Origin of the sequence: Pseudomonas sp. BF-RE-22, assembly GCF_019956155.1 — a bacterium.
GTDB lineage: Bacteria > Pseudomonadota > Gammaproteobacteria > Pseudomonadales > Pseudomonadaceae > Aquipseudomonas > Aquipseudomonas migulae.
Genome location: NZ_JAHBDD010000044.1, coordinates 135,553 through 147,727 on the forward strand (window position 1 = coordinate 135,553; position 12,175 = coordinate 147,727).

Annotated in this window: 9 protein-coding genes; 6 read left to right on the plus strand and 3 right to left on the minus strand. The window is 60.5% G+C overall.

All coding sequences use genetic code 11. From position 1 onward, the window contains the following. The first annotated feature begins 76 nt into the window (after nt 1-76). Together rlmM and tusA are read left to right on the plus strand one after the other, a co-directional pair. Nucleotides 77-1,150, plus strand: coding sequence for a 23S rRNA (cytidine(2498)-2'-O)-methyltransferase RlmM (gene rlmM / locus KGA82_RS20520; RefSeq protein ID WP_008028511.1), 1,074 nt, complete (start codon nt 77-79; stop codon nt 1,148-1,150). 175 nt (nt 1,151-1,325) lie between these two features. Further along, the gene (tusA, locus tag KGA82_RS20525; protein WP_008037724.1) at nt 1,326-1,577 is read left to right on the plus strand and encodes a sulfurtransferase TusA; all 252 of its coding nucleotides are present in this window, start codon (nt 1,326-1,328) and stop codon (nt 1,575-1,577) included. A gap of 45 nt (nt 1,578-1,622) precedes the next feature. Here tusA and KGA82_RS20530 read toward each other — a convergent pair whose 3' ends face one another. Next, nucleotides 1,623-3,032 (minus strand): MATE family efflux transporter, encoded by a 1,410-nt coding sequence (locus tag KGA82_RS20530; RefSeq protein WP_223452185.1) that lies wholly within the window; start codon nt 3,030-3,032, stop codon nt 1,623-1,625. 272 nt (nt 3,033-3,304) lie between these two features. Between KGA82_RS20530 and pdxB the strand changes: the two genes are divergently transcribed. Then, nucleotides 3,305-4,447, plus strand: a complete 1,143-nt coding sequence (gene pdxB, locus KGA82_RS20535; RefSeq protein ID WP_223452187.1) for a 4-phosphoerythronate dehydrogenase PdxB — start codon at nt 3,305-3,307, stop codon at nt 4,445-4,447. Between the two features lie 191 nt (nt 4,448-4,638). On the opposite strand, the gene KGA82_RS20540 is transcribed toward pdxB, so the two are convergent. Then, nucleotides 4,639-4,818, minus strand: a complete 180-nt coding sequence (locus KGA82_RS20540; RefSeq protein WP_008037721.1) for a PA1571 family protein — start codon at nt 4,816-4,818, stop codon at nt 4,639-4,641. A gap of 246 nt (nt 4,819-5,064) precedes the next feature. Between KGA82_RS20540 and KGA82_RS20545 the strand changes: the two genes are divergently transcribed. Then, nucleotides 5,065-6,840 (plus strand): ABC transporter transmembrane domain-containing protein, encoded by a 1,776-nt coding sequence (locus tag KGA82_RS20545; RefSeq protein WP_411737735.1) that lies wholly within the window; start codon nt 5,065-5,067, stop codon nt 6,838-6,840. A 67-nt stretch (nt 6,841-6,907) separates the two neighbouring features. Further along, the gene (locus KGA82_RS20550) at nt 6,908-7,942 is read left to right on the plus strand and encodes a Fic family protein (RefSeq protein WP_008037719.1); all 1,035 of its coding nucleotides are present in this window, start codon (nt 6,908-6,910) and stop codon (nt 7,940-7,942) included. A gap of 63 nt (nt 7,943-8,005) precedes the next feature. Here KGA82_RS20550 and KGA82_RS20555 read toward each other — a convergent pair whose 3' ends face one another. Then, nucleotides 8,006-9,934 carry a transglycosylase SLT domain-containing protein gene (locus KGA82_RS20555; RefSeq protein WP_223413920.1) on the minus strand — a complete coding sequence of 643 codons (1,929 nt, stop codon included), beginning with the start codon at nt 9,932-9,934 and terminating at the stop codon, nt 8,006-8,008. A gap of 213 nt (nt 9,935-10,147) precedes the next feature. On the opposite strand from KGA82_RS20555, the gene KGA82_RS20560 reads away from it, so the two are divergent. After that, the gene (locus KGA82_RS20560; protein ID WP_008028498.1) at nt 10,148-12,067 is read left to right on the plus strand and encodes an ATP-binding cassette domain-containing protein; all 1,920 of its coding nucleotides are present in this window, start codon (nt 10,148-10,150) and stop codon (nt 12,065-12,067) included. The last annotated feature ends 108 nt before the right edge of the window (nt 12,068-12,175 follow it).

Here is a 12,175-nt window from a genome sequence, read left to right on the forward strand (position 1 = left end):
GTGACAGGCTTTGCTTCAACGCAAGTCTGGGCATCGCGCAGTGGCTGAATTCTTCGCCAACTGCCCAGGAGTAAGAATGAACACCCTCTTTATGCATTGCCGGCCGGGCTTCGAAGGCGAAGTCTGTTCCGAGATTTCCGAACACGCCGCACGGCTGAACGTGGCCGGTTATGCCAAGGCAAAAACCGCCAGCGCCTGCGCCGAATTCATCTGCACCGAAGAAGACGGCGCCGAGCGCCTGATGCGCGGTCAGCGTTTCGCCGATCTGATCTTCCCGCGCCAATGGGCGCGGGGGATTTTCATCGACCTGCCGGAAACCGACCGTATCAGCGTGATTCTTGCGCACATGGCCGACTTCCCGCTGTGCGGCAGCCTGTGGCTGGAAATGGTCGACACCAACGACGGCAAAGAGCTGTCGAACTTCTGCAAGAAATTCGAAGTGCACCTGCGCAAGGCGCTGATGGCGGCCGGCAAACTGGTGGAAGACGCGAACAAGCCGCGTTTGTTGCTGACGTTCAAGAGTGGTCGCGAAGTGTTCATGGGCCTGGCCGAGTCGAACAACTCGGCCATGTGGCCGATGGGCATTCCACGCCTGAAGTTTCCGCGCGAGGCGCCGAGCCGTTCGACGTTGAAGCTGGAAGAGGCGTGGCACCATTTCATCCCGCGCGATCAGTGGGACGAGCGTCTGCACAGCGACATGACCGGCGTCGACCTCGGCGCGGCGCCGGGCGGCTGGACCTGGCAACTGGTCAATCGTGGCATGCTGGTGACCGCCATCGACAATGGCCCGATGGCTGAAAGCCTGATGGATACTGGTCTGGTGCAGCATTTGATGGCCGACGGTTTCACCTTCAAGCCACGGCAGCCGGTGGACTGGATGGTCTGCGACATCGTCGAGAAACCGGCACGCAACGCGGCGATGCTGGAAGAGTGGATTGGTGAAGGGCATTGCCGCGAAGCGGTGGTCAACCTCAAGTTGCCGATGAAGCAGCGTTACGCCGAGGTGAAACGCTTGCTGGAGCGCATTGCCGACGGTTTCAAGGAGCGCGGGATTCGCGTCGAGATCGGCTGCAAACAGCTGTATCACGACCGCGAAGAAGTGACGTGCCACCTGCGCCGCCTGGACGTGAAAAAACCCAAGTCCCGCTGATGTACACAAACCGTGTAGGAGTGAGCGGGCGGCGATCCGACTTGCCCGCGAAGAGGCCCTTAAGGACGCCAAAAACTTCGCGGGCAAGCCTCGCTCCTACAGGGATGGCGTCATGCCACAGATGACCGAACACCCGGTAATGCGCGACAATGCCGGCCAGTTTCAGGAGTGAATCATGAGTGAAATGCTTGATACGCCGGTAGACGGCACCCTCGACGCCACCGGCCTCAACTGCCCGGAACCGGTGATGATGCTGCACCAGCACATCCGTGACCTGGCGCCCGGCGGCCTGCTCAAGGTGATCGCCACCGACCCGTCGACCCGTCGCGACATTCCCAAGTTCTGCGTGTTCCTCGACCACGAGCTGATCGCGCAGCATGAAGAGGCCGGCACTTACCTGTACTGGATTCGCAAGAAATCGGATTAATCGATTCGAAAAAAAGGCCTGCATTTGCAGGCCTTTTTTGTGCGGTCAACCCATCGAATGGCTGATGCGGATCCGCTTGCGTGCACTGCGCGTCAGGCGAATCGACAGCATCAGGGCGGCGCAGCTCAGGCCGACGATCAAACCCTGCCACAGCCCGCTCGGGCCACGGGGTTCGCCGAACCAGTCGGTCAGGCCGAGGGCGTAACCCACCGGCAAACCGATGCCCCAATAGGCGAACAGGGTGAGGATCATCGTCACCCGAGTGTCCTGAAAACCGCGCAGGGCGCCGGCCGCTGTCACCTGGATGGCGTCGGAAAACTGGAACAGCGCCGAGTACACAATCAGCATCGCCGCGATATGGATCACCGTCGGGTCTGCGGTGTAGATCGCTGCGATGTGCTCGCGCATCAGCAACATCATGCTTGCCGACAGGCAGGCGTAGGCCAGCGCGGTGCCCATGCCGACACCCGCCGCAAAACGCGCTTCGCGCGGCTCTTCACGTCCCAGTGCCTGACCGACGCGCACGGTCACGGCCATGCCCAGGGAGTAAGGGATCATGAACACCAGCGAGCTGACATTCAGGGCAATCTGATGCCCGGCCACCACCGTGGCGCCGAGGCTGCCGATCAGCAGGGCAATCACCGCGAAGATGCTCGATTCGGCAAACACCGCGATACCGATCGGCAAGCCGATGCTCAGCAGGCGTTTGATCACCGCCCATTGTGGCCAGTCGAAACGGCTGAACAACTGGCTCGACTGATACGCCGGCGCCCAGCGCTCCCAGCCGGCCATGCCCAGCGCCATCACCCACATCACAATCGCCGTGGCCCAGCCACAACCGACGCCGCCCATGGCCGGCACACCGAAGTGGCCATAAATGAAGACATAGTTCAGCGGAATGTTCAGCGCGAGCCCGCACAACCCCAGGACCATCGCCGGGCGCGTGCGTCCCAGGCCGTCACTGAAACAGCGCAACACATGGTAGAGCGCGACGGCGGGCAGTCCGCTGGCGATACCGTGCAGGTATTGCATGCACGGGCCGATCAGCTCGGGATCGACCTTCATCAGGTGCAAAATCGGTTCGGCGCTGAACAGCATGCCAGTCGCCATCACGCCCACCACCAGCGCCAGCCACAACGCCTGGCGCACGATCGGGCCGATTTCGCTGTGGGTACCGGCACCAAAGCGCTGGGCGACTTTTGGCGTGGTGGCCAGCAGCGTGCCGGTCATCAACAGAAACACCGGGACCCAGATCGAGTTGCCCAATGCCACCGCCGCCAGATCCCGTGGCCCGACGCGACCGGCCATCACCGCATCGACGAAGCCCATCGCCGTGGTGGCCAGTTGCGCGATCATGATCGGCAACGCCAGGCCGAGCAGGTTCTTCAGCTCGAGGCGAACCCGGGCGGGGCGGTTGAGGGAAATGGCGGCGGGGCGGTCAGTCACGGAATTCAAAGGCAAAACGTCCAAAAGGTTTTGATGCGCGAGGCGGCGCATTCTACGCGTTGACGCAACGGTCAGGAAAAGTCCTGTGTTACCCATTTGTAATCACACAAAAACCTGTAGGAGCGAGCCTGCTCGCGATGGACGTCAACGATGACGAGGGCTGCCTGAATCACCGCAGTGCTCGTGCGTTTTTCGCGAGCAGGCCCGCTCCTGCAAATTGTGTGTGCTAGGCGTGAAGTGTCATCTGCGCCTACACTGCCGATCCGCCAAAGGAGCCTGCCATGCTGATTGTTGCCGACGAAAATATTCCGCTGCTCGATGCCTTCTTCGAAGGTTTCGGCGAAATCCGCCGGGTGCCGGGACGTTCAATCGACCGCGCCACCGTCGAGCAGGCCGATGTGCTACTGGTGCGCTCGGTGACCAACGTCAATCGCGGGTTGCTCGAAGGCAGCAAGGTGCGCTTCGTCGGCACCTGCACCATCGGCACCGATCACCTCGACCTCGATTACTTTCAACAGGCCGGCATCACCTGGTCCAGCGCCCCCGGCTGCAATGCTCGTGGCGTGGTCGACTACGTGCTGGGCAGTTTGCTGACCCTCGCCGAAATCGAAGGCGCCGATCTCACCCGGCGCACGTACGGCGTGGTCGGTGCCGGTGAAGTGGGCGGACGGTTGGTCAAGGTTCTGCAAGGGCTGGGCTGGAACGTGCTGGTCTGCGATCCGCCACGGCAAGCTGCTGAAGGGGGCGATTTCGTCAGCCTTGAGAAGATCATCGAACAGTGCGATGTCATTAGCCTGCACACACCGCTGAAAAAACACGGGGCCGGTTCGACCTGGCATTTGTTCGACCAGAACCGTTTGAACCAGCTCAAGCCCGGTGCCTGGCTGATCAATGCCAGCCGTGGCCCGGTGGTGGACAACGCCGCCCTGTGCGAGGTGCTGCTGCAACGCGAAGACCTGCAAGCGGTGCTGGATGTCTGGGAGGGCGAGCCTGAGGTCGATGTGGCACTGGCCGAGCTCTGTGTGCTGGCCACGCCGCACATTGCCGGTTACAGCCTCGACGGCAAGCAACGCGGGACGGCGCAGATCTACCAGGCCTACTGCGATTTTCTCGGGCAACCGGCGCAGGTCCGCTTGAGCGATTTGCTGCCGGCACCGTGGTTGTCGCAGGTGACCTTGAACGCTGAGAGCGATCCTGCCTGGGCGCTGGCGATGTTGTGTCGTGGCGTGTACGACCCGCGCCGCGACGACGCGGATTTCCGCCGCAGTCTTGTGGGCAGTGTGAGTGAGCAGCGCGCGGCGTTTGATGCGCTGCGCAAGAATTATCCATCGCGGCGCGAGATTGACGGGTTGCAGGTGCGGATTGAGGGGGATTCGCCTGAGTTGCTGAAGATTGTGGCGGCGTTGGGCGCATCGGCTGTCTGAAAACCGAGTTGGCCCATTCGCGGGCAAGCCTCGCTCCTACAGGTTAGGCGTAATGTTGAAAATGGCGCCGATCGCTGTAGGAGCGAGTGGTGCGGCATCCCGACTTGCCCGCGAATGGTCACACCACAATTCCGGATCAACACCCACAAAAAACCCGGCCATTAGGGCCGGGTCAAGAAGACGGGGCTATATCAATCTTGTTTGGCAGGCTTGACCAATCGCTTTTCCAGTTCGCGGCAAGCGTCCTGGATCATGCCCTCAGTGATCGGTACTTCGCGGCCTTTTTCGTCAATGATTGAGCAACCCAGAGACTGATCTGGCTGTGTGCGGATCACTTGAATCTTGTCATCGCTGCTATTTTGCAAGGACATGGCCTGTCTCCTCTTCAGGTGTGTGCTTACTGTAGAACCGTCAGGTGACCGGGCTATGACAACTCCCTGCGATCTTTCCAGAGCGGCAACACCAGTCCACCAGAAATACCCAGACGTTGCCACCCGGACTTTAGACCAATAGCGTCTAGGAGCTAGTCATCGCGGTCATAATTAACCTGACTCATTGTGATTTACAGCGTTCAACCCCATTGAACCGTCAGGCTGGCCCTATCAATGCGTAACTGGATGAACCCGATGCTCTCTGCCCGTCACCGCCGCGCGATTCGCCTGACCAGCCTTTTTCTCGCGCCCTATCGTTGGCAGGCCTTCGGCGCCTTGCTCGCGCTGGTCGTCACGGCCGGCATTACCTTGTCCATGGGGCAGGGGATTCGCCTGCTGGTGGACCAGGGGTTCATGACCCAGTCCCCGCACCTGCTCAACCAGACGATTGGTTTGTTCATGTTGCTGGTGATAGGCCTGGCGATTGGCACCTTCGCGCGTTTCTACCTGGTGTCGTGGATCGGTGAACGCGTGGTCGCCGACATCCGCCGTCAGGTGTTCAATCATCTGGTTTATCTGCATCCCGGGTTTTATGAAGACAACCGCAGCTCCGAAATCCAGTCGCGGTTGACCGCCGATACCACGTTGCTGCAATCAGTGATCGGTTCATCGCTGTCCCTGTTCCTGCGCAATCTGCTGATGGTGATCGGCGGGATTGTGTTGCTGTTTATCACCAATCCGAAACTCACCAGCATCGTCGTTGTGGCTTTGCCGCTGGTGATTGCGCCGATCCTGATTTTCGGTCGCCGGGTGCGCAGCCTGTCGCGCCTGAGTCAGGACCGGATTGCCGATATCGGCAGTTATGTTTCCGAAACCCTGGGCCAGATCAAAACCGTGCAGGCCTACAACCACCAGACCCAGGACGAACAGCGTTTTGCCGTGACCGTGGAAGAGGCGTTCAACACAGCACGCAAACGGATTTTCCAGCGGGCCTGGCTGATCACCCTGGTGATCGTGCTGGTGCTGGGGGCGGTCGGCGTGATGCTCTGGGTGGGCGGCATGGACGTGATGGCCGGGCGAATTTCGGCGGGGGAACTGGCGGCGTTCGTCTTCTACAGCCTGATTGTCGGCAGTGCATTCGGCACCTTGAGTGAGGTCATTGGTGAGTTGCAGCGCGCCGCCGGGGCCGCCGAGCGGATTGCCGAATTGCTGCGCTCGGAAAACATCATCCAGCCACCGGCGACTGGCCTGGTGACGTTGCCCGAGCGGGTGACGGGCAATCTCGTTTTGCAGGACGTGCGTTTTTCCTACCCGTCGCGCCCGGAAAGCTACGCCGTCGATGGTTTGAATCTGACCATCAAGGCTGGCGAAACCCTCGCGCTGGTCGGGCCGTCCGGTGCTGGCAAATCGACGGTGTACGATCTGTTGCTGCGTTTTTACGATCCTGCCGAAGGGCGCATCCTGCTTGACGGTGTGCCGCTGACTCAACTCGATCCATTGGACTTGCGCCGTTGCTTCGCGCTGGTTTCACAAAGCCCGGCGCTGTTCTTCGGCAGCATTGAAGAGAACATCCGCTACGGTAACCCGACAGCGACGCTGGAACAGGTTCAGGAAGCGGCGAAAATCGCCTACGCCCATGACTTTATCGAGGCCATGCCCCACGGTTATCAGACTCATTTGGGGGACGCAGGCCTCGGTTTGTCCGGCGGTCAGCGCCAACGCCTGGCCATCGCCCGAGCGCTGCTGGTGGATGCGCCCATCCTGCTGCTCGACGAAGCCACCAGCGCCCTCGACGCCCAGAGCGAACACCTGATCCAGCAAGCCCTGCCCAGCCTGATGAAAAATCGCACCACCCTGGTCATCGCTCATCGTTTGGCCACGGTTAAAAACGCCGACCGGATTGCGGTGATGGACCAGGGGAAACTGGTGGCGGTGGGCACGCACCAAGAGCTGATTGCGAGCAATGCGCTGTATGCGCGGTTGGCGGCGTTGCAGTTCAACGACGGGCATGAAGCAGCATGAATGAACGCTGCTGAATACTGCCGGGTTCGGGCATTATGTCGAGCTCAGTGCAAGCATGGATGAGGATATGAGCCGTTATCAACCACCGTTGACCCTGACCACTAAGATGCTCACGTTGATTGCCGAAATCAGTGAGCGGATCGGTCAGCTTTCGGCTGTGGATGATCGACGGCAGACGCCTCAACTGCGGCGGGGTAATCGGATTCGCACGATTCAGGCTTCATTGGCGATCGAGAACAATACCTTGAGCATCGAGCAGGTGACTGCTGTTTTGGCAGGGCAGCGAGTGCTGGGATTGCCTCGGGAAATCCAGGAGGTGCGTAATGCCTTCACGGCTTACGAAGCCATGCCGGATTGGCAGCCGAGTAGTCGTGTTGATCTGCTTCGGGCGCATGAGTTACTGATGGGCGGCTTGATTGACGACTGTGGGCAGTTTCGCCGAGCCGGTGTGGGCATTTACCGTGGCGAGAAATTGGTTCATATGGCACCGCCACCGAGCCGCATTACGCATTTGATGGATGATTTGCTGGCGTGGCTCGGCGATTCTGATTGGCATCCGTTGATTATCAGTTGTGTCTTCCACTATGAATTCGAGTTCATCCATCCCTTCGCCGACGGCAATGGACGTATGGGGCGTCTTTGGCAGACATTGATTCTCAGTCGGTGGCGCCCGGTGTTGGCTTATCTGCCGGTCGAAGCCGTGATTCGAGAGCAGCAGGATGCGTATTACGCGGCGTTATCGGCAGCCGACCAAATGGCCGAGTCGACGCCTTTTGTCGAGTTCATGCTGCAAGCGTTGAGCCTTGCGCTTGATGAGGCGGTTAGAACCGAGCCGGTAACCGACCAAGTAGCCGACCAAGTAACCGACCAAGTAGCGAAACTGCTTCGTGCTCTTTGCGGAAGCGCTCCTGTGAAGGTTAACGATCTGATGGCCGAGCTCGGATTGGCTCACAAGGCGACATTTCGGGCCAACTACCTCAAGCCTGCATTGGTAGAAGGCTTGATTGAGATGACTGATCCTGATTCCCCCCGTAGCCCGGTGCAACGCTACCGCTTGACCGCGCAGGGCGAGCTTGTTGCAGCACGGTGCAGATCCAGGTAGATGCGCCATAAAAAATGCCCGCATTTCTCAATGCGGGCATTTTCGTTTTCGCCTCAGACAGGCTTATTGATCATCAAAATACCGCTCATGCCAATCCACCAACGGCTGTGGCGAGTTGAGCTTCTGGCCGTAGATCACCGAGTACGACAGCACGTTTTGCACGTACTGGCGGGTTTCGTCGAACGGAATGCTTTCCACCCAGACGTCGAAGCTCAGGTGATCCGCACCGCGCAGCCACTGACGCACGCGCCCCGGGCCGGCGTTGTAGGCGGCGGAGGCGAGGACGCGGTTGCCGTTGAACTGGCTATGCACCTGGCTGAGGTACGCGGCACCGAGCTGGATGTTCTTGTCCGGATCGAACACCTGCTGTGGCGAGGCCAATGGGATGCTGAACTTGCGTGCGGTTTCCTTGGCGGTGCCCGGCATCAGTTGCATCAGGCCGCTGGCGCCTACGCCTGAGCGGGCGTCGGCCATGAACGCGCTTTCCTGGCGAGTAATGGCGAATACCCAGCTCGAATGCAGGCCGCGAACCTTGGCTTCACGCACGAGGGTTTCGCGGTGGGCCATCGGGAAGCGGATGTCCAGATCGTCCCAATACTGCGCCTGGCTGATGGTGCGAATCGCCGGGAAATACCATTTCAGGTCGTAGGCCAGTTTGGCCTGGGCGACCATTTCGTCACGGTTGAAGTGGCGGCTGACGTGATACCACTCACGACGCCCATCGACGATCTGCCCGCGCGCATGGAATTCCAGGGCGCGACGCACGCCCGGCGTGTTGCGAACCTTGTTGATCAGCGCCTGGCTCAATACCAGCGGCTTGTTGTTCAGCGAGTAAGGCAGTTGCGAACGGTCGGCAGCGAGGAAACCGTAGAAGTCACGTTCACGAGCGAGGCCTTTATAAAGCGTCTGCGCCTCCGGGTTCTGCGGTTGCGCCAGTTCCAGGCTACGGGCCTGCCAGTAACGCCAGCGGTTGGTGGTCGCCAGGTCCTGGGGCAAACGGCGGGTCAACTGATAGGCATCGTCCCAGCGGGCCAGGCGCAGCAGCAGGCGCAAGCGCCACTCGGACACGGTGTTGTCACGCAATTCCGGGTCGTACTTGGTCATCACATCCAGCGCGCGACTGTCGAAACGGCGAGCGAGGGTCAGGCCGATTTCCCGGGCGATCGCGACTTTTTCGTCACGGGAGAAATGCATGCTGCTGGCGTAACCGTCGAGCAACGCCATGGCCTTGTCCGGGTCTTGCTTGGCCAGGCGGCGCAGGCCGAGGCTGACGATGTCGGACATCGGTTCGTCGGCCGGTGTGAAGCGCGACGGCTGGTTGAGCAGTTCGGGTTTCTGCGCCACGTCCACCAGCAAACGGCCGCGAGGGGCGAGGGTGGTCAGGCCGTTGACCAGGCTGTTGGCCAGCGGATAGTTGCGCGCCTGGGCGGCAAGCTTGGTGCGTTCCCAGCGTTTCTGTTCAGTCAGTTGGCCTTCGGCAGCCCAGACTCCGAACAAGCCGTCGCACGCCGAAGGCAAGGATTTGCCAGTCAGCCAGAGCTTGTTGGCGTTGGCGTAGCCTTCGGATTTCAGGTTGTGCCCGATCTGGTACTGCGCGTTCAGGCAGTCCAGCTCGGTGAAATTCAGCTTGGGATCGTAGTACTTGACGAAGGTCGCCCAGTCGCCGCGATCGGCCAGCCAGCGCAACCAGCGCAATTTCATCCAGTTGGCTTGCGGCAAGTCACCGTGTTCGGCGAGGAATTTTTCGATCTCGGCGTTGCTCGCCGTTTTCAGGCGTGCGGTCAGTTCGTCATAGGCCAGGTACGGCTCCAGCGGGTAGTCGCTGAGCGCCTTGCTGTAACGGAAGTACGGGCCGGTATCACCCTTGGCCAGGGCGCGCTTGGCTTCATCGTAATACTGGCGTTGGGTGGACAGGTCCACCGCCTGGGCAGTTTGAACGGCAGCGGCAGAGAGAAGAAAACAGGATAAAAGACTGAAAAGGCGACTGCGCATGAGACGTCCGGGCAGAGAAATCATGACAAGTGCGAGGCATGCCCGCACTGAATAATCTGTAGCTTAGCCTTTTGCCAGCAACCGGCGAAAGCTTTGCGGGCCTGTCAGCATCAGTTCGCAACATTTGTCATGCAGAGTGCCCCGAAGGTGAAATTGCCGGCCTTCTGAAGCCTCAAGTCAGGTAGAATGCGCGCCCGGTTTTTGGAGAAGCTCATGACCCTGCTCAAATTCAGCGATGTGTCCCTTGCTTTCGGCGCTATGCCGTTGTTGGACAAGGTGTCCTGGCAGATCGCCCGTGGTGAGCGGGTGTGCATCATCGGCCGCAACGGCACTGGCAAGTCCAGCATGATGAAGCTCGTCAAGGGCGACCAGAAGCCTGACGACGGCTCCGTGTGGCGCGCACCCGGCCTCAAGATTGGCGAATTGCCGCAAGAATTGCCGGTAGCCGACGAGCGGACCGTGTTCGACGTAGTGGCTGAAGGCCTGGACGGTGTCGGTGCGCTGCTTGCCGAGTATCACCACCTGAGCCAGAACATCGTCACCGACGCCGACCTGGACAAGCTGATGCACGTCCAGCACGACCTTGAAGCCCGCGACGGCTGGCGTTTGCAAACCCTGGTCGACAGCACCCTCAGCCGCCTGCAACTGCCGGCCGACAAGACCCTCGCCGAATTGTCCGGTGGCTGGCGTCGTCGCGTCCTGCTGGCGCAGGCGCTGGTGTCCGAGCCCGATCTGCTGCTGCTCGACGAACCAACCAACCACCTGGACATCGGTGCGATTGCCTGGCTCGAAGAAGCGCTGAAGGATTTTCAGGGTGCCGTGCTGTTCATCACGCACGACCGTTCCTTCCTGCAAAACCTCGCGACCCGCATTCTTGAACTGGATCGCGGTGGCCTGATCGACTGGAATGGCGACTACGCCAGTTTCCTGGTGCACAAAGAAGCCGAACTGGCCGCCGAGGCCACCGCCAACGCGTTGTTCGACAAGAAACTGGCCCAGGAAGAAGTCTGGATCCGCCAGGGCATCAAGGCCCGTCGCACCCGTAATGAAGGCCGCGTCCGTGCACTGAAAGCATTGCGCGTCGAACGTAGCGAGCGTCGTGAGCGCACCGGCAAGGCCAACATTCAGCTGGATACCGCTGACAAGTCCGGCAAGCAGGTGATGGTCCTCGAGAACGTGAGTTTCGCTCACCCGGGCGGTCCGTTCCTGATCAAGGATTTCTCGATGGTCCTGACGCGCGGCGACCGTATCGGTCTGCTTGGCGCCAACGGTACCGGCAAGACCACGCTGTTGAAGCTGATGCTCAGCGGTCTGCAACCGACCAGCGGCAAAGTGGAAGAGGGCACGCGCATCGACGTGGCGTACTTCGACCAGTTGCGCCACCAACTGGACCTGGAAAAGACCGTGATCGACAACGTGGCCGAAGGTCGCGACTTCATCGACATCGATGGTCAGAGCCGTCACGTGCTGAGTTACCTCGGCGACTTCCTGTTCAGCCCGCAGCGTGCCCGCACGCCGGTCAAGGCGCTGTCAGGTGGTGAGCGTGCGCGTCTGTTGCTGGCGAAACTGTTCAGCAAGCCGGCCAACCTGCTGGTCCTCGACGAACCGACCAACGACCTCGACGTGGAAACACTCGAACTGCTGGAAGAGGTCCTGCTGACCTTCAACGGCACCGTGCTGATGGTCAGCCACGACCGGGCATTCCTCGACAACGTGGTCACCAGCACACTGGTCTTCGAAGGTGAAGGCAAGGTTCGCGAATACGTCGGTGGTTATCAGGACTGGCTGCGTCAGGGCGGTTCGCCGCGCCTGCTGGGCGTGACCGAGAGCAAGTCCGGCAAGGCCGACCTGACGTCGGCGGTCGTGACGGCTGAGCCTGCACCGGTTGCGGCGGCGGTCGAAGCGCCGGTGGCGAAGAAGAAACTCAGCTACAAGTTGCAGCGTGAGCTGGAAATGTTGCCGAGCCAGATCGAAGCCATGGAGCAGCAGATCGCCGTCGTTGAGGCCCAGATGGCCGATGCTGGCTTCTATCAGCGTCCTGCTGCCGAGACGGCCGCGGTGATCGCTCAGTTGGAGCAGTTGCAGGCTGAGCTCGACGTGATGGTCGAGCGTTGGGCCGAGCTGGATGCCTGATTGATCCTGCAATAAAAAAGCCCGGCGCTCAGTGATGAACGCCGGGCTTTTCGTATGCAACACAATCTACTGTAGGAGCCGGCTTGCTGGCGATCGCGGTTTGTCAGC

Bases quoted from the DNA above. Each gene is read 5' to 3' on its own strand.
- KGA82_RS20555 (WP_223413920.1), bottom strand. From the start codon at position 9,934: ATGCGCAGTCGCCTTTTCAGTCTTTTATCCTGTTTTCTTCTCTCTGCC.
- tusA (WP_008037724.1), top strand. From the start codon at position 1,326: ATGAGTGAAATGCTTGATACGCCGGTAGACGGCACCCTCGACGCCACC.
- KGA82_RS20545 (WP_411737735.1), top strand. From the start codon at position 5,065: ATGAACCCGATGCTCTCTGCCCGTCACCGCCGCGCGATTCGCCTGACC.
- pdxB (WP_223452187.1), top strand. From the start codon at position 3,305: ATGCTGATTGTTGCCGACGAAAATATTCCGCTGCTCGATGCCTTCTTC.
- KGA82_RS20540 (WP_008037721.1), bottom strand. From the start codon at position 4,818: ATGTCCTTGCAAAATAGCAGCGATGACAAGATTCAAGTGATCCGCACA.
- rlmM (WP_008028511.1), top strand. From the start codon at position 77: ATGAACACCCTCTTTATGCATTGCCGGCCGGGCTTCGAAGGCGAAGTC.
- KGA82_RS20560 (WP_008028498.1), top strand. From the start codon at position 10,148: ATGACCCTGCTCAAATTCAGCGATGTGTCCCTTGCTTTCGGCGCTATG.
- KGA82_RS20550 (WP_008037719.1), top strand. From the start codon at position 6,908: ATGAGCCGTTATCAACCACCGTTGACCCTGACCACTAAGATGCTCACG.